General features: G+C 28.6%; 20 protein-coding genes, 1 tRNA gene and 2 other RNA genes. 8 read left to right on the forward strand and 15 right to left on the reverse strand.

From position 1 onward, the window contains the following. Positions 1–202: 202 nt before the first annotated feature. Both thrB and CUEA01_RS09935 read right to left on the reverse strand, forming a co-directional pair. Positions 203–1,093 (reverse strand): homoserine kinase, encoded by an 891-nt coding sequence (gene thrB, locus CUEA01_RS09930; protein ID WP_234121481.1) that lies wholly within the window; start codon positions 1,091–1,093, stop codon positions 203–205. 55 nt (positions 1,094–1,148) lie between these two features. After that, on the reverse strand, positions 1,149–1,616 hold the full coding sequence (locus tag CUEA01_RS09935; protein WP_234121482.1) for an ACT domain-containing protein: 468 nt from the start codon (positions 1,614–1,616) through the stop codon (positions 1,149–1,151). 255 nt (positions 1,617–1,871) lie between these two features. Here CUEA01_RS09935 and CUEA01_RS09940 point away from each other — a divergent pair, with 255 nt between their 5' ends. Further along, positions 1,872–3,761 carry a BMP family ABC transporter substrate-binding protein gene (locus CUEA01_RS09940; protein ID WP_234121483.1) on the forward strand — a complete coding sequence of 630 codons (1,890 nt, stop codon included), beginning with the start codon at positions 1,872–1,874 and terminating at the stop codon, positions 3,759–3,761. A gap of 34 nt (positions 3,762–3,795) precedes the next feature. Here CUEA01_RS09940 and CUEA01_RS09945 read toward each other — a convergent pair whose 3' ends face one another. From CUEA01_RS09945 to polA, 10 genes are all read right to left on the reverse strand, one after another. Further along, positions 3,796–4,383 carry a metallophosphoesterase family protein gene (locus tag CUEA01_RS09945; protein ID WP_234121484.1) on the reverse strand — a complete coding sequence of 196 codons (588 nt, stop codon included), beginning with the start codon at positions 4,381–4,383 and terminating at the stop codon, positions 3,796–3,798. Between the two features lie 177 nt (positions 4,384–4,560). After that, positions 4,561–4,911, reverse strand: a complete 351-nt coding sequence (locus CUEA01_RS09950; protein ID WP_234121485.1) for a hypothetical protein — start codon at positions 4,909–4,911, stop codon at positions 4,561–4,563. A gap of 147 nt (positions 4,912–5,058) precedes the next feature. Further along, a non-coding RNA gene (ssrS, locus tag CUEA01_RS09955) (6S RNA) lies at positions 5,059–5,248 on the reverse strand. A 421-nt stretch (positions 5,249–5,669) separates the two neighbouring features. Continuing rightward, a complete protein-coding gene (locus CUEA01_RS09960; RefSeq protein WP_234121486.1) occupies positions 5,670–6,572 on the reverse strand; it encodes a chemotaxis protein in 903 nt (300 codons plus the stop codon). A gap of 232 nt (positions 6,573–6,804) precedes the next feature. After that, a non-coding RNA gene (ssrS, locus tag CUEA01_RS09965) (6S RNA) lies at positions 6,805–6,992 on the reverse strand. Between the two features lie 10 nt (positions 6,993–7,002). Then, positions 7,003–7,086: transfer RNA gene (locus CUEA01_RS09970), tRNA-Leu, on the reverse strand. 85 nt (positions 7,087–7,171) lie between these two features. Next, a complete protein-coding gene (locus tag CUEA01_RS09975; protein WP_234121487.1) occupies positions 7,172–8,341 on the reverse strand; it encodes an MFS transporter in 1,170 nt (389 codons plus the stop codon). A gap of 106 nt (positions 8,342–8,447) precedes the next feature. Continuing rightward, the gene (locus tag CUEA01_RS09980; RefSeq protein ID WP_234121488.1) at positions 8,448–8,996 is read right to left on the reverse strand and encodes a lytic transglycosylase domain-containing protein; all 549 of its coding nucleotides are present in this window, start codon (positions 8,994–8,996) and stop codon (positions 8,448–8,450) included. Further along, entirely contained in the window at positions 8,993–9,601 is a 609-nt protein-coding gene (gene coaE, locus CUEA01_RS09985) for a dephospho-CoA kinase (RefSeq protein WP_234122163.1), read from the reverse strand. The genes CUEA01_RS09980 and coaE overlap by 4 nt, the downstream gene beginning before the upstream one ends. Positions 9,602–9,619: 18 nt before the next feature. After that, a complete protein-coding gene (gene polA, locus CUEA01_RS09990; RefSeq protein WP_234121489.1) occupies positions 9,620–12,229 on the reverse strand; it encodes a DNA polymerase I in 2,610 nt (869 codons plus the stop codon). 178 nt (positions 12,230–12,407) lie between these two features. Between polA and CUEA01_RS09995 the strand changes: the two genes are divergently transcribed. The 3 genes from CUEA01_RS09995 (at position 12,408) to CUEA01_RS10005 (ending at position 17,127) form a co-directional block, all read left to right on the forward strand. Then, on the forward strand, positions 12,408–13,058 hold the full coding sequence (locus CUEA01_RS09995; protein WP_234121490.1) for a DUF6483 family protein: 651 nt from the start codon (positions 12,408–12,410) through the stop codon (positions 13,056–13,058). A 288-nt stretch (positions 13,059–13,346) separates the two neighbouring features. Beyond that, positions 13,347–15,107 carry an ABC transporter ATP-binding protein gene (locus tag CUEA01_RS10000; RefSeq protein WP_234121491.1) on the forward strand — a complete coding sequence of 587 codons (1,761 nt, stop codon included), beginning with the start codon at positions 13,347–13,349 and terminating at the stop codon, positions 15,105–15,107. After that, positions 15,097–17,127 carry an ABC transporter ATP-binding protein gene (locus tag CUEA01_RS10005; protein WP_234121492.1) on the forward strand — a complete coding sequence of 677 codons (2,031 nt, stop codon included), beginning with the start codon at positions 15,097–15,099 and terminating at the stop codon, positions 17,125–17,127. Before CUEA01_RS10000 ends, CUEA01_RS10005 begins: the two co-directional genes overlap by 11 nt. A gap of 528 nt (positions 17,128–17,655) precedes the next feature. Here CUEA01_RS10005 and CUEA01_RS10010 read toward each other — a convergent pair. Together CUEA01_RS10010 and CUEA01_RS10015 are read right to left on the reverse strand one after the other, a co-directional pair. Continuing rightward, positions 17,656–18,942: a DUF445 family protein gene (locus CUEA01_RS10010; RefSeq protein ID WP_234121493.1), complete on the reverse strand. Its 1,287-nt coding sequence runs from the start codon at positions 18,940–18,942 to the stop codon at positions 17,656–17,658. Between the two features lie 38 nt (positions 18,943–18,980). Beyond that, positions 18,981–20,189 carry a DUF445 family protein gene (locus CUEA01_RS10015; protein ID WP_234121494.1) on the reverse strand — a complete coding sequence of 403 codons (1,209 nt, stop codon included), beginning with the start codon at positions 20,187–20,189 and terminating at the stop codon, positions 18,981–18,983. Between the two features lie 316 nt (positions 20,190–20,505). On the opposite strand from CUEA01_RS10015, the gene CUEA01_RS10020 reads away from it, so the two are divergent. From CUEA01_RS10020 to CUEA01_RS10035, 4 genes are all read left to right on the forward strand, one after another. Further along, positions 20,506–21,366, forward strand: coding sequence for a cation diffusion facilitator family transporter (locus CUEA01_RS10020; protein WP_234121495.1), 861 nt, complete (start codon positions 20,506–20,508; stop codon positions 21,364–21,366). A 109-nt stretch (positions 21,367–21,475) separates the two neighbouring features. Further along, positions 21,476–21,946: a DUF4883 family protein gene (locus CUEA01_RS10025; protein ID WP_234121496.1), complete on the forward strand. Its 471-nt coding sequence runs from the start codon at positions 21,476–21,478 to the stop codon at positions 21,944–21,946. 353 nt (positions 21,947–22,299) lie between these two features. Beyond that, on the forward strand, positions 22,300–23,133 hold the full coding sequence (locus CUEA01_RS10030; protein WP_234121497.1) for a PHP domain-containing protein: 834 nt from the start codon (positions 22,300–22,302) through the stop codon (positions 23,131–23,133). Between the two features lie 43 nt (positions 23,134–23,176). Continuing rightward, the gene (locus CUEA01_RS10035; protein WP_234121498.1) at positions 23,177–23,395 is read left to right on the forward strand and encodes a hypothetical protein; all 219 of its coding nucleotides are present in this window, start codon (positions 23,177–23,179) and stop codon (positions 23,393–23,395) included. Between the two features lie 664 nt (positions 23,396–24,059). Here the strand turns inward: CUEA01_RS10035 and CUEA01_RS10040 are convergent. After that, positions 24,060–25,469, reverse strand: a complete 1,410-nt coding sequence (locus CUEA01_RS10040) for an aminopeptidase (RefSeq protein WP_234121499.1) — start codon at positions 25,467–25,469, stop codon at positions 24,060–24,062. Between the last annotated feature and the right edge of the window lie 66 nt (positions 25,470–25,535).

Here is a 25,535-nt window from a genome sequence, read left to right on the forward strand (position 1 = left end):
TTATTACTATTGGGTTACCGGCTCAACTTTTAACTTGCATATGTCTCATAATGCTTTGAACATATCATTTTGAAACACATATAAATTAAATTTTTTATCTATAAACCCTTCATCTATAAAAATTATGCTTCGGAAATCCATTTTAATACAAAATATTGATATTTTTATAAATTAATTGCATTTTAGATTACCAGTTCAACTATTAAAATTCATGTGCACCAACGTTATCAATTTCCAGTTCAATTACCTTCCAATTACTAGCTAATGTGTTTAAAAATTCTCTTATTTCAGTATTAAAGCTAAAATTGTTTGCATCAACTACAGCAATTAATGTTGAGCCAGAACCACTTATAAATTCACCATACGACCCAAATTCTCTACATTTATTAAAAATCTCATCTATATTAGCTATGAATTTTTTTCTATAAGGTTGATGAATTTTATCCTCAAAAGCGTACCTAAGTTTTTCATTTTCGCCATTGTTTAAAGCAGAAATAAGCATAGCTCCTCTAGATATATTATATATCACATCATTTCTTGAATATGTGTTTGGAAGAACCTTTCTTGCATCATAAGTACTCACCTTAAAATCTGGTATCATTACTTCATATTTCAAATTAGATTTTATATTCACCTTAGAATATATAGTAGCATTATCTTTAACAATACTTGTTATCATTCCTCCAATAAGTGCTGGTGCCACATTATCAGGATGTCCTTCTATACTTACTGCTATTGAAAGCATTTCATCCACTGATAATTTTTTTCCCATAAGTTCATTTGCCGCAAATATTCCTCCAATAATACAAGCAGCGCTGCTTCCAAGTCCCCTAGACATAGGAATATCAGCCTTTGACATATCTATATTAAATCCCTTATATTTTTCAGTGCAATATTCAAAGGTTTTTACTATGCTTTCATATGTTAAGTTTTTACTATAATTGTTGTCTAATTTCCCACCAACTAATTTTATTTGAGTTTCTGTACTGCATTCCTCAACTGTTATTTCATTATACAACTTAAGTGCCATACCAAAGGTATCAAAACCAGCCCCCATATTTGCACTTGTTGCAGGTACTCTAACTTTAATCATTATAAAAACACCCCGATTTTTTGATTTATAATAGTTTGTCTATAAAATATATTTTTTATTCCATAGCCAAAATTTCAACCTTTAAAACACTTTCAATTTCTTTAATTTTATCTAAAAGCAATTCAATAGTGCAATCTAATTCGCTTATATCCAAAGTAATATTTACATTTGCTGTATTATTTATTGGTATATCTTGATTTATTGTAAGTATATTTCCATGATACTTCGCAAGTTCATCTAACACCCTTGATAAAGTTCCCATCTTATGACCTATAGTAACAGAAATAGTTACTTTATGCCCTTTAAGACCATCTGTAACTTTAAAAACATAATCTTTATATTTATAGTACGTACTCCTGCTTAACCCAACTATTTTTACAGCTTCCGTAATATCTTTAACCTTTCCTGAATTTAATATCTCTTTTACTTTTATGACTTCTTCAAATACATTTGGCAAAACAGCTGTATCTATAAGTAAATACTTTTTATCACTTTGCTTTCTTATAATAATCACCACTTTCATGTTTTCATTAAGCACACAAATGTATGCACCGCAAAAACTAATGTAATTATAATAGCATAAAATATTACTAAAAACAACCTAGTATACATGATGATGTGAAAAAAGGCACTCCATATGTTTTACTATACCGCTCATAAAAAAGAATACCTATATTTTTCACATGCTCCTATATATAAACTCATATAATGTATAGCATAATTCAATAAAAAATATTATAATTAAATATGCAAACTAAATTTAGGAGGTACTCATATTATGCTTGCAGATGAACACTATAAAGACGCCATAAAAAAGGGCAAGAGTGATTATGCCTTAAATGGTTCTCTGCCATTTCTCGAAGAAATTTTGAAAAACAAAGAAATAGTTGCCAACTTAGACCTGGGAATTTTTGAAATACCTCTTAAAAAAATAATAGGAACTTATTCCCATCTAAGAAGTATGTGTTTTTCAAAGAACTTCTTACCCACAATGAATTTCGATACTGAATTCGGAAGTAAATGGATTTCTTTATGTAAATCTCATTTAAATGAAGGAATAAATCACCCAATCAAAGTTTATGAATATTTAAACCAATTTTTCGTTGTAGAAGGCAATAAACGAGTAAGCGTTCTAAAATATTTTGGAGCCTTTTCTATTTCTGCTGAAGTAATTAGACTAGTTCCTAAAAAAGATAAAAGTAATTTGACAAATTCAATTTACTATGAGTTTTTAGATTTCTATAATAAAACTAAAATAAATTCAATTTGGTTTTCACAAAAACACAGTTATAAGAAACTATTTAAACTTTTAGAAAATTATAATGCACCAGAAGATATTAGTGATAAATATAAACATTTCGTATCTTTTGTGTACAATTCATTTAGGGAAGTATATTTAAAACTTGGCGGTCAAAAATTGCCTATTACTACTGGTGATGCTTATCTAGAGTATGCAAAACTCTATGGAATCAGTTATCCTATTGATGAAACTATATTATCAAAAACACTTAAGGAGTTTATGAAAGAGTTACTTCATTTTAAAGAAACTAGTGTCGAAATACAAACTGACTCCGATGAAAGTTCCCCTAGTGGAGTTTTATCTACTATTTCAAATTTCATAACTCCAACAAAAAAATTAAAAGTAGGCTTTGTATACGCTAGAACTATAGATTCTTCTGGTTGGACTTATGGCCACGAACTCGGAAGACAATATGTGATTGACGTACTTGAAGGACAAATTATAACAAAGTATATTGAAAATGTCCCTGAAAATGATTCTGCTTACGATTCCATAAAAGCTCTTGCGGATGAAGGTTATAATGTCATTTTTACAACAAGTCCTATTTTTAGAACTGCAACGTTAAAATGTGCACTTGAATATCCTCAAATTAAATTTTTTAATTGCTCTGATGATACACCATATGAGCATATGAGCTGTTATTTTGGAAGAACGTATGAACCAAGATTTCTAACGGGACTTATTGCTGGTGCTATGACAAAGACTAATTTAATAGGTTATTCTGCAACGAGCCCTACCTCTGAAGTAATAGGATCTATTAATTCCTTTGCCTTAGGTGCAAAAATAGTAAATCCTTATGCTAAAGTCAAGGTTTTATGGACTAAAGAGTGGAACAGTCATGCTAAATTTACAAATATTGAATCAAATTTAATATCAATGGGCTGTGACATTATATCCAACAGAAATCTTACTATTCCAAGAGATGAAACAAAAAAATATGGTGTTTATTCAATGCTTTGTAGTTTTGAAAATGGTAAAAATGTACCAGACAAATACCTTGCCGCTCCTATTTGGAATTGGGGGATATACTATGAAAAGATTTTAAGCAATATCTTAAACGATACTTTTGGAACAATTTTAAATATGTTTAACTCAAACTCAAAATTAATCAGCTTTTGGTATGGCATGGATTTAGGTGTAGTTGATATTTACTATTCAAAAAAATATGTTCCAATTGAAGTTCAAAGACTTGTTGAAGCTATGAAAAAAATGATTACGACCTATGAATTTAACCCCTTCACAGGTCCAATATATGATAACAACGGAAATCTTAAACTTGAAGAAGATGAAGCAGCTGCCCCTTATGACATTCTATCAATGGATTGGTTTGTTGATAATGTTGAAGTTGCTCCTTATGACAGAAAATAAAAAAAACAGCCTTTGGGCTGTTTTTTCTGTCATATTAATATTCAATTATACAATGATCATAAGCATTTACAACTATTGTATTCTTATAAGATACCTTTCTAGGTTTCATTCCATAACTCAAATGAACATGTCCATGAAAAAAATACTTTGGTGAATATTTATCCATAAAATTCACAAAACATTTAAATCCTTCATGACACAAATCCTTTTCATCGCTAATATCTTTTGGTGCTGCATGTGTAACTATAATATCACAGCCTCTATTTAAAAATAACTTTAATTTTAGTTTATTTATTCTTTTTTGCATTTCTTTTTCAGTATATAAAAATGGACATTCCTTGTACTTCATGCTTCCACCAAGCCCTAAAATTCTTATTCCATTAATAACTACCAATTTATCGTCTATGCATTCGCACCCTTGTGGTGGTCTTTCTATATAACCATAATCATGATTTCCATGTACATATAATAGAGGCGCCTTTATCATCGTAACTAAAAAACTTAAATAATCTTGCTTTAAATCTCCACAAGATATAATAAGATCAATATCTTCGAACCTATCTTTTTGAAAAAAATCCCATATGTATTTTGATTCCTCATCAGATACTAACAATATTCTCACTGTTTTTTACCTACTTCCTCTTTATGTAAACGCTTTTAATGCAATTATATCATACGCCTTAATCAATAACAATATTAAAAACGCGAAGCAACAGTATCTTGGAGCTTTGAACAAAAATTTACTAAGCTTCACCTTTTAATACTGTCACTTCCACCAATATAAAGAAGTCTTAATCTATTACCTTCTTCTAGTCTCATAGATAAAGAAATTCTCTCTCAAATATTGAACATTTGAAAATTCAACTTCAATTTCATTATCATTTCTGGCATATCCTATGTCCACTATTAACCTCTCTTTATTTCTCCCATTATTAGTCCTTACTATAACCATTGAGAACAAATTATTTAAGCTATCAAAAATTTGATCCCTAGTATAAATTTTAAGTAAAGCAGAAATATTGTATGTTATTCTAAAGCAATTAGCATTGGTATTGACTATTTGATCCTTAAGTTTAAATAACAAATTATTCAACAGTCTAATATCTAGCTCAGTTAAATCTCCATCATAAAAAGTAAAACTTACGGCCACTAAATATCATTCTCCTATAATATTGCTAATATATTATATGCAGATTAATTGTATAATGTTTTTACTATTAAAATATTTATAATCCTAAATTTCTAAAAAAATTATTTAAGAAAACAAAGAAGAGGCTCATCGCCTCTTCTTTATACATATTGCTCCAAAATATCGTTATTCTTTCATTGACACCTATCTCTCCGATAGGTGGGTGTTCTCAATAATACTTCTATCTCCTTAATGCCACAAAAGGTCTCACAAAAGGTACATATCTATATTAAAATTTGAACTCCCTTATTTTAACCGTAGGTTCAAGATAAGAACTTCGCGGATATTTCAGAAAACCATTACATTGTTTATATCATTATTATATCACATGCTCTTATAAAATCAATAGTAATACTTAATTATTTTGTGTACAAATTTTAAACATTGCGAATTAAATCAATTCACAGTTCACGATGCACAATTCACAATGAATGATGATTTCAGTAATAAATATTGTTTCTGTACTAAACCAAAATTCCGTAGGCACGGAGGAATTTCTTCCTTAAACAACTGTAAATGCGAAGTAAGTGTAGTTCAGGATGATTCAAATAAAATTTTAATAAATCTTAGAGTGAAATGTTTAAAAGGCTTAGATGTTTCAATTGTCCGAGTGCTTTTTGCGAGTTATTGAAACATCTTAGGCTTTTAAATATTTCACTCTTAGTTTTATTAATTTTATTTAATATCCTGGACTACACTTGCTTCGCAATAATCTTTTATTACTCTGAAATCAACTTATCTACCAATTCTATTAATTGTCCAACTTCAGGCTTACTAAGTTGCCCATCTGCTCCAACTGACTCACCTTTATGCTTTAATTCATCAGTAATCAATGATGAGAATATTACTACAGGCAGTTTTCTTAATATAGGATGCTCTTTAATTTTTCTTGTCAATGTGTGTCCATCCATTTGAGGCATTTCTACATCTGTTATAACAAGCTTTACATCATCTGTAAACTTATCACCCTTTGTATTCGCTAAACCTTCCAAATAGTCATATAACTGCTTTCCATCATCAAAAGTTTTTAAATTAGTAAAACCAGCTTTTGTAAGAGTATTTTTCAACAAATTTCTTATAAGCGCTGAATCATCTGCAAGTGCAATTTTCATACTTGATCTATCTTTAAACTCCACTCCTTCAATTCTTTCTTCGCTTATTCCTGTTTGAGGACTTATGTCTGTTACAATTTTCTCAAAGTCCAACATTAATATTATTTTTTTATCAATTAATATATTACCTATAACTAAAGAGTTTACTGAAACATCATCTGGTTTAAGTATTTGCTCCCATTTTATTCTATGAACTCCAACAACAGAATCAATATTAAATGCTACCTTTAACTTATTAAATTCACATATAATAACTTTAGAATATGATTCTGCTTGCTTCCTTTTTTCAATTATGTATTTTAAATCTACAAGCGTTATTATTTCATTTCTGCATAATATAAGACCTGCTACTGCTGGGTCAACTTCAGGTAATTTTGTTACACTACCCTCTTCTACATCTATAACTTCCTTAACTTTTATAATGTTAATTGCAAAACGTCTTCCACCAATAATAAATTCTAAAATTTCAACTTCGCCTGTTCCTGATTCCAATAATATGTTACTCTCCATAAACTCAAACCCACCTTTAAAAAATAATTATCTTTTTATTCAATTATATAACTAATTACGAGTATTTTCTACAACAATATATATTTTAAATAAAAAACTTTAATGAATCTACAACCTTGACATTTTGAATATAATTTAACGCTTACTTTATAATTAATATATCGAAGACTAAAATAAAAACTAAAATAAAATCAAATAAAAAAAGAGATATTACTATCTCTTTTAATTCACATTAATATCCGAAATACCGCTACTCTTTCATTGACACCTATCTCTCCGATAGGTGGGTGTCCTCAATAGTATATCTATCTCCTTAATGCCATAAAGGTCTCATAAAAGGTACATATCCATACTAAAATACGAACTCCCTTAGCTTAACTGTAGGTTCAAGATAAGAGCACACAAATATTTCAGAAACCATTTATTTAATTGGTGCGAGAGACGGGACTTGAACCCGTACGGTTGAACCACACGCCCCTTAAACGTGCGCGTCTGCCGATTCCGCCACTCTCGCATGCATGTCAGCTACTGACAAAATATATTATACTACTTTCTTTTTTTTTGTCAATATTTTTTATTGTATATTTAAAATATTTTTTTTATTCTACTGCTTTAAGTTTTCTAAGGAAATAACCAGCTACTAATGGAACAGTACTTAAAAAAATCAAATATACCTTTAATATAGACATATTTTTAAAAACAAGCAACAATATTATTAGTATCCCCGTACTTATAGCTCTTCCCCCATTTAAAACTATATCCCTATTAATCATATACTCTATTCTCTTATTACCATCATGATTAGTATCTATTACATTAAAGGTTGCTGATGATAACTGTATTATAAAAAATGGCATACAAAATGCATCAATTATAGCATAAATCAAAAGAGTTTCAAAGCTTATATTTAATGCCAAAATCAAAATAGAAATACACATTCCACTAGTCCCAATTATTATAGATATTTTTCTATGTCCAGGCTTAATAATTTTTTGCACAAGTACATATGAAGCGGAAGCTATTATTGCTGCTATAAAAGCAAATTTTCCTAAGTTTAATTCACTTTTTAATATTTGTATAGCTAATATATTTACTATAAAAAGCATAACAGAATCTCTAAGTCCCCAAGAAAATGTTGATTTTCTTACAATTCCCCATTCCTCACTATTGCTCAAAAGTGCTTTTTTAAAATCTAGTTTTTCATGATAAATATCAGCTTTAAAAACTACACTAATAAAGGCAATTATAATAAAAATAGCAAATGACAAGCCAAAAACAACTCTATATCCAATCATACCTTTAAATCTGCTAATTATGAAGGCGGCACTTATAGGCCCTACAATCGAGGCTATACCAGTAAAACATCCATTAAATCCGTTAAAAGTATCTCTATTATTTAAATTTGTAAAATTAAAGCTAAGCACATTAAAAGAAAGCCAATAAAAACCTGATGCTATGCCATTTATGACGCCAAGAGCATATATATATATTACACCTTTATTTCCTGCATATAATATTAAACTATAAAATAAAGCATAAATAACAAGACCAATTCTTAGCGGCCATATTCCATTTTTCTTTTTTGATAACAATCCTGAAAAAACGAAAACGATGGGGGTTATTATATTTATTATTAAATTATATAGTGCAATCACAACAAAATCATTAGTTTGCCTCCAAAAAAATACACTAATAAATATATTTGATAGTCCCATGGAAAAAGTAAATAACCCACTTATAACAAGTAAAATTCTGGCATTCCTACACATAATCTTTCTCCTTAACCTTGTCGAAATATTGAAAATGATAGTTTATTATGTGCAAAAAAAGCAATAAAAATACAGTACAAAATCAATTTGCACTGCATTTTTAACATTATTTTCCGTATAATTTTTTATACACATCAAAATCCACCATAACCTTTTTAACATATCTATCAGTTTCTTTGTATGGTATGTAATGAAGGTTTTTACCATCTTTTGAATGATTTTTATCATTAAGCCACTTTTGAACGTTTCCTCTTCCACCATTATAAGCTGCCAAATACAATTTAGGGTCATTATTAAATTCATCAGCTAAATTTCTTAAATACCAGCAACCCATCTTTATATTACATTCAGGATTATACAAGTCATCCAGCTTAAAGTTTTTAATACCCATTTTTTGTGCAACCCATTCCCCAGTGTCAGGTGTCATTTGCATTAGTCCATATGCATCCTTATTTGATTTTGCCTTTATGTTAAAATTACTTTCAGTTCTTATTACAGAAGCTACCATATATGGATCAAGATTATTTTCAGCAGAGTATTTATATATATATGCAGAATATTTCATTGGGTAAAATAACTTAATTATTGATTTTGCATTTAAGACTAAAATAATAATAAATAATACAATAATAATTTTTATAATCTTTGATTTCATCGACAATCTCTCATTATATTAATAGAATCAAATATTTTATCTAACTGTTTTATGGTATTTTCTATATTCCCGCTGTTATCTATTATAAAATCCGCATATTGTTTTTTCTCTTCCAAAGACATTTGTGAATTTATTCTATCAAGCACATTAATTTCGTTCATTTTGTCTCTCTCTTTTACTCTTTCTATTTGTATATTTTTAGGGAGCCATACAAGAATATTTATATCCATATACTTATGAACACCGTTTTCTATTAAAGTTGGTGCATCCAATACACATATACTTTCTCCAAGATTTTCACAAACTCCCATAGACCTAAAAATTTCTTTTATTATATATGGCATTATTATATTTTCATATTTTTTTCTCTCAGTTTTATTTTTAAAAATATAATTTCCAAACTCTTGCCTTTTTAAATTGTTATTTTCATCGAAAAATTCACTTCCAAAATTTAGTTTAATCTCCTTAGGTATTTCCAGATTATTTTTTATTACTTCCCTAGAAACACTATCAGCATCTATAACAGGAATATTTCTTTCTTTGAGCATTCTAGATATAGTGCTTTTGCCACTGCCAATTCCCCCTGTGAGCCCAATTTTTAACATCATCTCACCACCAAATATTTATTTAGCTTCATACCATGTGTCACCAACATTTATGTCAACTTCAAGAGGCACTTTTAATTCCTTAACTTTTTCCATTTCGTTTTTTACAATCTCTTCAACTTCATTAAGTTCATCTTTATAGACATTAAGTATTAATTCATCATGAACCTGAAGAATAAGTTTGCTTTTTAATTTTAAAGAATTTAATCTTTTATATACATTCACCATTGCAAGTTTTATAAGATCTGCCGCACTTCCTTGTATTGGTGTATTCATTGCAAGCCTTTCTCCAAAGCTTTTAACCATTTTATTAGATGCATTTATTTCTGGAATATACCTAATTCTATTCATTATAGTACTTACAAAAGTATCCTTCTGTCCTTGCTCTACAATATCCTTTAAATACTTCTTTACGTTTGGATATCTTTCAAAATAAGTATCAATGTAGCTTTTAGCTTCTTTTTTAGATATTTTTAAATCTTGTGCTAAGCTAAAATCACTTATTCCATAAACAATTCCAAAATTAACAGCCTTTGCATTACTTCTCATCCTTGGTGTAACTTCATCAATAGGAACTTTAAATACTTCAGATGCAGTTTTTGTATGAATATCACTATGATGTTTAAATGCATTTATCAAATTCTCATCATCTGCTATATGTGCTAGTACCCTAAGCTCAATCTGTGAATAATCGGCAGAAAGTATTACACTATCATTATTTTCAGGTACAAAAGCTTTCCTTATTTCCCTTCCCATTTCACTTTTTATAGGTATATTTTGAAGATTAGGTTCAGTACTTGAAAGCCTTCCTGTTGTTGTAACAGTTTGATTAAAACTTGAATGTATTTTATTATCTTTATCTACAACCTGCTTTAAGCCTTCAACATAAGTAGAATATAGTTTTGTAACTTGCCTATAATACATTATTTTTTCTACTATAGGATGCTTATCTAAAAGTTTTTCTAAAACCTCAGCATTTGTGGAGTATCCTGTTTTAGTTTTCTTTATAACAGGCAAATCTAGTTTTTCAAATAATATCTTGCCAAGCTGTTTTGGCGAACTTATATTGAATTCTTCCCCTGACATTTCAAATATTTCATCTTGAGTTTTTTGAATTTGTTCACTAACCTTTTTTCCAATTTCCTCAAGCTTTTCACTATCAATTTTAAATCCTTCGTACTCCATTGCGGATAATACTCCCACAAGAGGAAGTTCCACATTATAAAAAAGTTCTTCCATATTTAAATTTTTAAGTCTCTTTTTAAGTTCTTCATAAATTTTCTTTAATACGTGTACTTCCTTTACTCTAAGTTCATCTGCTTCTCCATCTAAATTTAAATTCAAAAATTCTAGTGCCATATCAGTTAAATTGTATTCTTTCTGCGATGGATTTATAAGGTAGTCAGCAATTGCTGTATCAAAAGCAAGATTTTTAAAATCTATTCCCATTTTTCTAAGCACTGTGTATGTCATTTTAGCATCATTCATAACTTTTTTTATATTATCTGCTTCAAATATTTTTTTTAGTGCTTCTTTAGTTCCAATCTCATCTTTTTCAAGCATATTACTTACATTTATAATATAATCCGAATCAGAGCTTAAGTAAAGTTTATTTAAATTGCATTGTGAATAAACATTACTTCCCTCAATATCTGAAATTATATAAACTTCTTCATTAATTCTTGAAATAGCTTTTTCAAATTCAGCTAAATCTTCAATTGTAGTATAATTTACTTCAAGAGAATGATTGACTCTTTCTTCTGCCACCTCTGGTATTTTATCTAAAAGAGTTTTAAATTGAAGTTTCAAGAAAATTTCTCTTACTGCACTAGAATCAAATTCCTCTTTTGATCTAATTGCATCTAAATCAATTTCAACAGGGACGTTTGTCATAATAGTTGCTAGTTTTTTACTAAATATAGCTTTTTCCGCATCTCTTTCAAGATTTTCTTTAACCTTTTTACCATTTATATTTTCTATATTCTTCAAAACTTCTTCAACGCTTCCATAATCCTGTATCAATTTAAATGCAGTTTTTGGTCCTATACCTTGAACCCCTGGAATATTATCAGATTTATCACCCATAAGCCCTTTTACATCTATAAACTGCGTAGGTGTAACTCCAAACTCTTCTATCATTCTCTTTTTATCATATATTTCTTTTTCAGTCATTCCTTTTTTATTTATGACTATTTTTACATTATCATCTGCAAGTTGAAGTGCATCTTTATCTCCAGTTACTATGTAAACTTCTATATTCTTGCTCTTTGCAAAAGTTGCTAACGTTCCTATAAGATCATCTGCTTCAAATCCATCTATTTCAAATATGTTTATTGCAAGTTTGCTTAAAAGTTCTTTTACAACAGGAAACTGCTCTGCAAGTTCAGGTGGCATTTTTTTTCTTCCTGCTTTATAATCCTCATACTCCTTATGTCTAAAAGTAGGTGCTTTTCTATCAAAAGTAGTAACCACATAATCAGGTTTTATCTCCTCTTTCATTTTCAAAAGCATTGTAGTAAAACCATATATAGCATTAGTATGAAGTTTTTCCGCATTTGTTAACGGAGGAAGCGCATAAAACGCTCTATTCATAAGACTGTTTCCATCTAATATAAGTAGTCTTTCCATCTCTCACTACTCTCCTTAAAATTTAATATTTATATTATTAACTTATTTGCTTATTTTAACTTTATTATTATAACACAACTTTAAGTATTTTTTATTGTTTAATTTAACTTTACCATTGCAATATACGCAATATAAACTTACAATATATACTATATTACTTAATAATGAGGTGTTTCAATTGATAAAAGACAATCATAGCAAAAAAATAGCTGAAAGATTTACTTCCTTACTTGATAAAATTCATGATTTAGATAGTAAGCAAATGAATACTCTTCCTGAAATTAATGAAGCTTTTAAAAGTTTTCTCGGAATCAGTTCAAACTTTGCAAATGTTATTTCAAAAGTTGATCTTATAAAACTTCTAAGAACAAATATGCTTTTAGACGCAAACAAACTTACTATTGCTGCAAAATTAATTTTTGAAGAAGGAAAATATTTTGAAAAAAACGGTGATGCTCAAGCAGCTTTTTATAGATACGAAAGAGCTTTTACTTTAATATTTGTAGTCTTCTTCCAAAACTTAGATTGTGATATACACAATTACAAAGAATTTGCCGATGAAATTGTTGAAACCTTAACCGAGTATGAAATTGAAGATAGAGATTCATTTAAAGTAGCCCAATACTTTGGTTTTACTGGTAATTACGCTACTGCCGAAGACTGTATTTTTCAATTACTTAATAACACTAACGACAAAGAAACCTATAAAGCTGAAGCTATAAAATTTTATGAAGATCTTTTAAATAAAACTGACGACGAACTTAAAAATGGAGATTTATCAAGGGATGAAGCCACATCATCGTTAGAAGAAATAAAAAACAATTTTTAAGAGACTGTCACACAAAATTATTTTGTACACAAATTTAAAATATTACGAACCCTTTATTCAGAGTACAGTTGACAGAGTACAAAGTACAGTGAAGGATGATTTTCTTCGCTTTGCTACAGAAAATCTTAAAACTTATTTTTGATTGCTTACGCAATCGAGACATTGATGTTGTTCAGCGAAGCTGACAACATATAAGTTTAAGATTTACCTGACGTAAGAAAAGGTAAATCAACATTAACTGTACTCTGTCATCTGTACTCTGTACTCTAGCTTAAAGGAGTGATACATTTGTCAAAATTAAAAGCTCTATTTAAATATACTCGTAAATATAAAAATAGATATATTTTAGGAATGATTTTTCTAATACTAGTTGATATATTGCAAATCATACCACCAAAACTCATAGGAATTATAACTGATAATATTTCAAACGGTAAATCAAATACAAGCTTTCTACTAAAAACTATATTATGCATAATATTAATATACCTTCTAATGTCTATAAGCAGATTTATGTGGAGAATGTTTATTATAGGGACTTCAAAATATATTGAATATGATATACGAAATAAATTTTTTAAACACATTCAAAAGCTTTCTCAAGATTTCTATTCCAAAAATAAAACTGGAGATCTTATGTCACTTGCAACTAACGATTTAAATGCTGTAAGAATGGCTCTTGGATTTGGAATTGTTATGATCACAGACTCTTCCTTTTTATCCATTCTTACAATTTGCATTATGCTGTCAATAAATGTACGATTAACCTTATTTTCACTCATCCCTCTTCCACTTATAGCTCTTTCATCTTTTATTTTTGGTAAAAAAATATATAGAAAGTTTTTAAAAGTTCAAAAATCTTTTTCAAATCTAACAGATGTAGTCCAAGAATCATTTTCTGGCATAAGAGTTATAAAATCCTATGTTCAAGAAAAAAAAGAATTTGAAAACTTCACAAATAAGAACGAAAAAAACTTAAAAACAAATATGTCCTACGTAAAATTATCCAGCTTCTTTTCACCACTTATTGAATTTATATCTTCCTTGAGCTTTGTAGTTTTAGTTGGTATAGGTGGTGTATTCGTAATTGATGGCTATATCTCATTAGGTGATTTTATTTCATTTAACATGTATTTAAGCAATCTAGTATGGCCAATGATGGCAATCGGCGGCGTTATAAACACTATTCAAAGAGGTTTTGCTTCACTTGAAAGAATAGAGAACGTATTAAATATTGAACCAATCATTTATGACAAAGGAACTGAAAACTTAAGTTCTCTTAACGGTGATATTGTAATAAAAAATTTAAGCTTTAATTATTCAGGTTCCAATGTTAATGCTCTTAATAATATAAACTTAAATATAAAGTGTGGACAAACTCTTGGTATCCTCGGCAAAACTGGAAGCGGAAAAACAACTTTAATAAATTTACTTTTAAGATTATACAATGTAGATGATAATCATATTTTTATAAACAACACAGACATAAATAAAATACCCTTAAGTTTTCTAAGAGAAAATATAGGTGTCGTTACTCAGGAAGCCTTTTTATTTTCAAATTCAATTTCAGAAAATATTAACTTAGCCAATGAAACTTTAAACATGGATGATATAATTTCAAGTGCTAAAGCTTCTGATGTTTATGACAATATAATAGATTTTCCAGATAAATTTAATACCTTAGTAGGCGAAAGAGGAGTTTCTCTATCTGGTGGGCAAAAGCAAAGAATATCAATCTCTAGGGCCTTAATTAAAAATCCCGAAATTTTAATTTTTGATGATTGCCTTTCAGCTGTAGACGCAAAAACTGAAGTTAAAATTCTAGAAAATCTAAAAAAAGCAATGAAAAATAAGACTTCAATTATAATATCTCATAGAATATCAGCTTTAAAAAATTCAGATATAATAGCTGTTATGGATAATGGAAGCATCACTGATATAGGTACACATGAAACTTTAATAAAAAAACCAGGACTTTATAGGGAAATATATGAAAAACAATCCTTAGAAGATAAAATAGCCAAAGAAGGTGATATAGATGAAGCATGATTATAATAACGATTCTATAAAATCTACTCATGATTTAAAATTAACAAAACGCCTTTTAAAATTTACGAAGCCATTTAAAATTCATATTTTTATGGTTATTTTAATGATATTAGCGGGAACTATTTTAAATTTATCTAGACCATATCTTATAAAAAATACAATAGATAATGATATAAATGGATTTAAAAGAAACTATACAATACTTTCTACAGAAGTGCCTGAAAGCGTTAAGGTTAATGGCAAATTTGTAATTGAAGGTTCAAATGCTAATGGTATCCCTGCTTCAATTATAAATAAAGGAAAAGACTATTACCTTGTAGATGGTAAAATAGATCACACTAAAGTATATACTTTAAGCCAATATAGTGTATCTCAAAATAATACCAAATACAATATTTACAAATTAACCTCAAGTGAACTTAAACTACTTAGGAAGAATGATTTAAAAGGTGTTAAACTTACTGCTCTATACATTTTAATTATTTGTATAACACTATTTATACTAAATTTCCTTCAAACCTACATTTTGGAGTATGTCGGTCAAAAAATAGTCTTTAATATGCGTGAAATATTGTTTAAACATATTGAAAACTTATCACTTTCATTTTTTGATAAAAATCCGGTTGGTAGACTTGTAACTAGGGTAACTAATGATATAGAAGGAATAAATGATATGTATACAAGTGCTTTGGTTAATATAATTCAAGATGCCTTTTTACTTACTGGATTAATTGTTGTAATGTTTTTATTAAATGTTAAACTTGCACTAATAGCGCTTATAAGCGTTCCTTTTATAATTATAATATCTCTTATATTTAAAAAGTTTGACAGAAAAGCTTACCGTAAAGTTAGAGAAAATTTAGCAAAAATCAATTCTTCTCTATCTGAAAATATATCTGGTATAAAAACAGTGCAAATATTTAATAAAGAGGATAAAAAATTCAAGGAATTTGACGATATAAACAGTTCATACTTAAAGGTTTCTTTAAACCAAATTACAGCTTTTGCAGTATTTAGACCAGCCATTGATTTTCTATCTTCTCTTGCCCTTTCAGGAATATTATGGTTTGGTGGTTTAAATGTAATAATGGGCGAAATGCATTTTGGTATACTTTATGCCTTTGTAAGTTACCTAACGCAGTTTTTTCAACCAATATTTGATTTGGCAGAAAAATATGATATTATTCAATCTGCTATGGCATCTTCAGAAAGAGTTTTTACACTACTTGATAATTACGACATAATACCTAATACTACAGAACCAAAAAAAATAGATAAATTCAACGGTAAAATAGAATTTAAAAATGTATGGTTTGCTTATGACGAAGAAAATTGGGTACTAAAAAATGTTAGTTTCACTATAAATCCTGGCGAAAAAGTTGCATTTGTCGGTGCAACAGGAGCCGGTAAAACCTCTATAATAAGTCTTATAAGCAGATTATATGACGTACAAAAAGGTGAAATATTAGTTGATGGCATAAATATAAAATGCTTAGATAAATATGAACTTCGAAAAAATATAGCATCGGTACTTCAAGACGTATTTTTATTTACAGGTGATATTAAGAGCAATATAAGGCTTAGTAATTCACTTATAAGCGATGAAGAAATAGTACAAGCTTGTAAATATGTAAATGCCGATAGTTTTATAGAAAAACTCCCTTACAAATATAATTCATATGTAACAGAAAGAGGCTCAACCTTCTCAAATGGTGAAAGACAGCTAATAGCTTTCGCAAGAGCAATTGCCTTTAATCCTCCAATTCTTGTACTAGATGAAGCAACTTCAAATATAGACACCGATACAGAGGTTTTAATACAAGATGCTCTTAAAAAAATAACTAAAAATAGAACTACCATAATGGTAGCCCATAGACTTTCAACTATTAAAAATTCAGATAAGATAATAGTTCTTAATAAAGGGGTTATACGTGAAACAGGAACTCATGAAGAATTATTAGCTAAAGGAAATTTGTACTATAACCTTTATAAATTACAATACGAAAACACTGCGAACTAAGATGTATTACAAAATCAAATAACATTGGGTAGGTACATTAAAAATGATGCTATTTTGATAGTTTCTCAATACGTTTGTCTTGAATGTTCAATCATTACAATTATAATATTTTGTGATAAACTAGTTTATTCTCACCACCTCAATAGTGTAGAAACAACTATTTATTACGCAAATCATTGAACTTATCGTATTGAGTTAGAAATAATTATATTGTGAAATAAAGATGCAGTGAATTAATCAAATAACCGCTAATCGGTGTAGAAAAAAATGATGTTAGGGAATAGCATTGAAAAAATATTTTAAGTAAAATTGTATAAAACTTAGCGAAAAATTCTTTAAGGCTTTAGCGATTTAGATTGTTTGAGCAGCTTTTTGCGAGTTATCTAAAGCTCTTAAGTATTAAAAAATTTTTCGCTTAGTTTTATTAATTTTATTTAAGATTTTGAAATGCTATTCACTAACATCATTTTGCTACACCGATTAGCGGTTATTTGATTTTGCACTACACTTTGGTTCACAATAATTTTCTTAACTAAATATTCCTCTAATGGCCGGCGCCAAAATTGGATCATAGACAAAATACATCAATATAAATAAAATCGCTCCTACAAAGCCTCCTACTACAGAACCATTTATTCTTATCCACTGCAAGTCGTCCCCTACTTTATCATCAATAAATGCATTAAGCTTTTTATCATCAAATTCATTTAAAGTTTCCCTTATCATTTTACCTATAAAATAATGCTTACTTTGAATTATTTCTGTTATTACCTTTTCAATACCTTTTTCTATTTTTAATATAAATTTTTCATCCTCTAACATATTATCAAAAGCATATTTTAATATTTCGAATATAGCTGCTGTTATGATTGAGGTTTCCTTTTCTTCATCGTTACATTTTACAGTACAGCTTGAATATAATTTTTCAGTTAATTTTTGAATGTTATCATCCTTACACAAGTACTTTTTAACCTCTTCTATGTCATATCTATAATCAGAAATATTATCTATGTATCTTCTTATTGAAATATCAATTTTCTTTCTATAATAATTTTCTTCATCCATTAATGTCACCAATTTCAAAAGTGCTTTTTCCTTAAAACATTGGGTAAGTAAGCCTGCATCTACAACATCATCTTCGCTTTTTCCGAGCATTGCCAAACCTATTTTAGATAAAAATCCACCTGTTTTTTCTTTTTTTACCTTGGATATTGTTTTGTATATATACTCCTCCGCCTTATCTGTTTGAAGTACAGAAATTGATGTATTAATAAGAAAATCTAAAACTTCTTTATTTTGATTTTCATAAGCATCCCTTGATATGCTTTGAATTTTATCTGTAATTTCATAATTATAAATATATTTTTCTCTTATTTCAAAAATAGCCGACTTAAGCTTATCTTCATCAACATTGGAAACTACATAATCTATAAACTGAAATATTTTATCATACACTAAAGTTTTTTTATTATTAACTACTGAAATAATTTTATGCCCCAAATCAGCTTTTCCAATTCTATCTTGCAGGGATTCTAAACTCAAAAGATTATTCTCAACAAATTTAGCTATGCCCTCTATTATTTTTTCTCTGTTCCTTGGAACAATTTCTGTATGATATGATATTCCAAAAGGTTTTTCATATATTGCTGTTATCGCGAACCAATCAGCTATACCACCAACTAAAGCTGCTTCCATTATAAATACAAAAAACTCGGTGCAAAAACCCTTTCCAAAAATATATTTCACTAGCAAAGAAATTGCAAAACCCAAAGTCACAATAAGCAGTGTTATATTTGCTTTATTTTTATAATTCATTCTTACTACCGCCTCATTTTGAAAATTTTATCCTAATTTTAAATAAAATACGAAACTAAAAATATAACAATTCCAACCATGCCACCAACAAGCGAACCATTTATCCTTATTATTTGAAGATCATCGCCAGCCTTATCCTCAGCCAATTTAATTATTTCATCCTCATCATACTTATTTAAACTTTCCTCAACTAAGTTTCCTATTTCATCATGCTTGCTGTTAACAAAGTCCATAAGCACTTTTTTTATAAACTTATTTACACTTTCTTTAACTTCCTCATTTTCCTGTAACTTAACCTTTTGCTCTGTTACATAATTTTTAAAACTAATATATACTTTTTCATAATCAATTTGCTCAAGAAATAAATCCGAATTACTTATTAAATTATCTTTTAAGCTTATTAGCACATTTCTTATTTTTTCATTATCCTTTATGTAGTTTGCAGAGCCTTTTATTATTTCATTAAGTTCTATTCTTTCGTTGCTTTCTTCAAATTTAATTTTGTTTAAATATTTTATTGTTCTATCATGAATAGAATCCGAAAGCAATTGAGGATTTAAAGCAAAGCTATATAAAAGTTTATCTCCAAATCCTTCTCCACCTTTTTCTTCTTTATACTTGGCTATAACCTCTTCCAAAACTTCCTCCATAAAACCTGAAAACAAATCAGATTCTATAACGTTTATAGCTTCATCAGCAGCATAATTCAAAACTTTATTATAATATGTAGTTCCTATAGAACGTTTTAAAATTTTTTCAATAAAAGCTATGTATTTATCATTATCAATATAATTTTCATTAATTTTTGTTATACTTTCTTTTATATTAACGTTTTTCTCTATTTCACTTTTTACTGTATCTAACATACTATTAAATTTCACTTCATCTTTAAGTTCTGGTACATCCCATATTAAAGAATAAAAATCATGGTTTCTTATTTTTTCATTGATTTTATCCTTATTTAGCAAATCATTTTGAACCATATCTCTTATAGTGAAAATAAATTTATTCTTACTATTTCTAAGTATATCAGTCCTAAATATTTTACGCGGCCAATTAATTCCCATTGGTTTTTTAAAAATTGCTGTAACGCCAAACCAATCTGCAAGTCCTCCAATAAGTGCAGCACCACACATGCTTGAAATTAATCCACCGATAAAGTTATTCTTAAAAGCACTGCTAATAAAATAACCAATTGCAAAAAAAACTAATATCACGGTTGCCTTATGTTTATTGCTACCTTTCAACTAAATCACATCCATATCTTTATAACATTTTTGGTACTAAATCATATATTATAAATAAGTCCATTATGATAATTTTTCCTTACTTATGACTTTTATTATATATTAAAACATTTTTTTTTGAAATAATATTTGCAGAATTATTTTAATGATACAAATAATCACTAACAGTTGAAAGCTATTTGTGTTATCAATTGATAATGATTATTGTAATTTTTTTGAAATTTTTTCACTATAACATATTGATTTTTAAGGTTTTTTACTATATACTTGTTTTAATAGTTTTATCAATTGATTAATATGATTGGAGAGAAATACAATGAATAAAAAAAATGCTGCAATATTATCTATACTGTCTAACACTACTCTTATTGTGTTCAAATTGTCTGCTGGCATTGCCATGAATTCAATTAGCGTAATATCTGAAGGTGTTCATTCTTCAATTGACCTTATAGCTAGTATTATAGCCTTTATTTCAATAAAAAAATCTTCAAAAAAAGAAGATGAAGAACATCCATTTGGTCATGGAAAATATGAAAATGTTTCTGGCTTTGTTGAAGCTTTGCTAATTCTTTTAGCCGCAGTACTTATAATTTATGAAGCAGCAAAAAAACTATTTTCTAATGGCACCGTTGAAAATATTGATTCAGGAATCTATATAATGCTTATATCTTCTTTAATTAATTTCTTTATATCTATGACTTTGTTTAAATCAGCAAAGAAGACAAATTCACTTGCCCTCGAAGCAGATGCAGCACATTTATTAACTGATGTCTTTACATCCTTAGGCGTTTTCGGAGGCTTAATATTACTAAAAATAACACATATAAAGATATTAGACTCACTAACTGCTTTAATAGTAGCAATATTAATAATCAAAACTTCAGTAGATTTGATAAAAAAATCCATGAAGGATTTAGTTGACAGCAGCTTAGATAAAGAAGAAATAGCTAAGATTACTAATATATTAAATGCTTACCCAAATGTGAACGGATATCATAGGCTTAGAACAAGAAAATGCGGAAATACAAGGGAAATAGACATTCATCTTCAAATTGTAGATACGGATTCCTTAACTAAAACTCACAATATTTGTTCAGCAATAGAAGAGCAAATTAAACAAACCTTTCCAGACTCTTATATAGTTATTCATCCAGAACCCTATACAGATAACAGATGACAGAGTACTCTGTCATCTGTACTCTGTAGTTTACTCAATTTTTCTGTAATATAATTTTTTAAATTGAATATTTTATAAGGATATTATTATTTTGAATTGGGTGATATTAATGAAGTTATTAAAGAAGTTATTAGCAGCTACTTTAATTATTACATGCTTATTTACAACTGGTTGCACTAGCATCGATTTGTTACATAAAACTAAACCTTGTGCCTTTTACTATACTAATTGTTTACTAAAAAGTTTTCACACTGAAAAAAACGTAAAGGCCTCCTTAATTGATACTTCCTATTATAAAAATCACGATTTAACCTTGGATGAAATAAATCAAACTATGGATTTTTTGAACAAGCTATCCAAGAATAATTTTATAAAGAAGCCAACTAATCTGCCATCAAAACCACTTTATAGAATGTTCTATTCCTTTTCAAATGCAAAATACGTAATTGATGTATTTAATAAAGACTATATCTCAATATATCCTTGGGACGGAGACTTTGAAAAAGACTATCTAAATATATCTAACATCCCAGCTTCCTGCAATCTTTATAATTTATGTGAATACGCTATTCCACGATAACGGGCAGAGTACAGTGAATGATACACATACTAGGGGTTTGGGCGTACCCATGTAGGTTCTTTAACTTAGCTGAATTACTTTCAATAGCGGTGCAATAAAACTTTATATATTAATAAACTTCTCTCAGGTAAATCTTAAACTTAATGTTGTCAGCTTCTCTCTGCCCCATATATTACGCGATTGCGCAGCAATAAAAAAATAAGTTTTAAGATTTTTCTACGCTCGCGTAGAAAAATCATCCTTCTCTGTCATCTGTACTCTGTACTTTGTACTTTGTACTCTTCTCTAAAAATTGTATTTATATAAATACAATAATGGGATATAATTTAATATAAAGATGAAGGAGGGATTTTATGTACTGTAAAGGTGATTTTCACATGCACACTAATGCATCGGATGGCAAATATTCACCAAAGGAACTAATAAGCCTTGCCAAGGAAAAAGGAATAGATATTTTAGCTATAACCGATCATGATACTACTGATAATTTAGGTGATGCCATTGAGACTGGATTAGATTTAAATGTAAAAGTAATTCCTGGAATAGAACTATCAACGCTTCATAATAAAGAAAGCATACATATTTTAGGTTATTTTAAAGATGATTCTTTTAAAAATAAAAACTTTCAGGACTTTCTTAAAGATATGAAAGAATATAGAATATGGAGAGCAAAAAAAATTATTGATAATTTATATATGTTTTTCAAAATAAAAATTGACTATGAAACTATTTTAAAAAACTCCAACGGTGTAATTGCTAGGCCCCATATTGCAAAAGCTATAATGGAATCCGGATATAATTATACCTTTGATTTTATATTTAGAAATATTCTAAATGACAAAAGTCCAGCTTATGTTCCTAATAAAAAGATTTCTATAGATGAAGGTATAAAATTACTCAAAAGTGTTAATGCAACTGTAGTTTTGGCACATCCAGTTTTAATAAAAAATACATCCTTAGAAGAAATTATAAAATTTGATTTTGATGGAATTGAAGCTATTTATCCAGCAAATACTGAAAAAGACACAAACCGACTTATAGATATAGCTAAAAAACATAATAAAATAATAACTGCCGGCTCTGATTTTCATACTGGTGACGAAAGTGATACAAAACATGGAAGGCTTGGGGATATATACTTAGACGAGGAAGGTATCCAAAAATTCTTAAATGCATTAAATAGCTAAAATTATGAAATAAATATTATTATATATTTCGGAGGTGATTTCATTGAAAAAAATAAATAAATCTATGAAAATCGGTCTATGCATTATTGCAATGGTTCTACTATTAAAAAATTTATCAGTACCACTTCCAGATTTTATTCAAGGATTAGGCTTAGGAATTGGCATTGGCTTAGAATTACTTGGCATTTACCATTTAAACCATGATACTTCTAAAATAAAAGCATTTAAAAGGAATTTAATAAAAAAACGTTTTAACAAATAGCTATATTTTTCTCAGTATAAACTTGGAATTCGCAATTTTGATGTTTCAAGTTGTACATCTAAAGATAAACCACCTTGAAACTTGAAGTGGTATATCTATAACGATTTTGCTTTAGATGTACAAACTTAAAATCGCAGAATTTTTTGCAACAAAAACCTATGCTTAACATTTGTTTTAGCATAGGTTTTTACATTTATTTAGTTATTTCTGAACAATATAAGAATAAACTCTTATATATTAGAATTGAAATAATCTAATAATTTTAAAAGTTCATTGCTGCAAAATGAAACTTTTCTACTTCAGATGCTTTAACCCACTTGACCTGTTCTATCTCTAAATTATGTTTCATTTGCTCTTTTATTCTTCCTAAAAAAGAATTAGTTTAATTGCTATCTAAACTTGAGATAATTTAATTTATTACGTTAAAATTCCGTAGGTACGGAGGAATTTTTTCCTTAAACTCACTATTTAGGTGAAGTAATAGTATTGTGTAACAATTTAAATAAAGGTCAATAAATCTTGGAGGCTAATTATTAAAAGGCTTAGAAGTTTCAATTTGTCTGAGCGTTTTTTCAGCGAGTTATTGAAACTTCTTAGCTTTTTAATAATTAGCCTCTTAGATTTATGACCTTTATTTAATGTTACGCAATACTATTGCTTCACCCTATCCGATTAAGAATGCAGAATAACCTTTTTTAGTTTCATAGATATCTGCTTTACTTGCTATTTCAAATGGAGCATGCATATTTAAAAGAGCAACTCCGCAGTCTATAACTTCCATATCATATTGAGCTAATATATATGCTATAGTACCGCCGCCTCCTTGGTCAACCTTTCCAAGTTCAGCTGTCTGCCATGAAACTCCATGCTTGTCTAATAAGCCTCTTATTTCTGCTATGAATTCAGGGTTTGCATCGTTGCAGCCTGATTTACCTCTTGCACCAGTATACTTGTTAAATACTATACCCTTTCCAAAATATGCGGCATTCTTCTTTTCCATAACTAATGGATAATTAGGATCAAAAGCAGCACTAACATCTGAGGATAACATTTTCGAATTTGTAAGTGTTCTTCTAAGCTTAAGTTCACTATAGTCTCCACATAAATTCATTACTTCTGCAACTGTATTCTCAAAGAATTTTGACTGCATTCCTGTAGCACCAATGCTTCCTACTTCTTCTTTGTCAACAAGCAATGTAACACATGTTTTATCACATTCTTTAAGATCTATCATAGCCTCAAAAGAAGTGTAAGAGCAAATTCTATCATCATGACCATAAGCCATTATCATACTCTTATCGAAACCGTAATCTCTAGCTTTTCCTGCTGGTACCACTTCAAGTTCTGCTGAAACAAAGTCTTCTTCAGTAATATCATACTTTTCATTTAATATATTTAAGATATTAGCTTTTACTTTAGCTTTTTCATCCTTGTCTTTTACAGGAATACTTCCAACTAATATATTTAAGTCTTCACCTTCAACTCCAACAGAAAGCTTCTTTTGAAGTTGGTCTGCTGATAAGTGGATAAGTAAATCTGAAACTCCAAAAACTGGATCATTATCATCTTCTCCAACTACAACATCTACAACTGTTCCATCTTTTTTAACTATAACTCCATGAATAGCAAGTGGCAATGTAACCCATTGATATTTTTTTATTCCACCATAGTAATGAGTTTCAAACATAGCTAAATCTGTATCTTCGTATAATGGGTTTTGTTTTAAATCTAATCTTGGAGAATCAACATGAGCTCCCAAAATTTTCATTCCACTTTCAAATTTTTCCTTACCAATCATAAACATAGCAAGAGTTTTTCCCATATTATTAGCATATACTTTATCTCCTGCTTTTAAAGTTTCACCATTTTTTATAACATCTTCAATATTTTTATATCCTTTTGTTTCTGCTATTTTAATAAATTCTGATACACATTCTCTTTCTGTTTTGCAGCTAGACATAAAATCTTTGTATCTATCTCCAAGTTCAAAAACTTCACCTAATTGGCTTTTGTTATACTTTTCCCATGCATTTTCATACTTTTTAGTAAGATCTTTTTTTGCTTCTTTTTCCATCTTATTACCTTCCTCATATATGTTTTATAGATATACCAGTTCAACTATTAAAATTTATTTATACCA

The organism is Clostridium hydrogenum (assembly GCF_021432385.1).
GTDB lineage: Bacteria > Bacillota > Clostridia > Clostridiales > Clostridiaceae > Clostridium_S > Clostridium_S hydrogenum.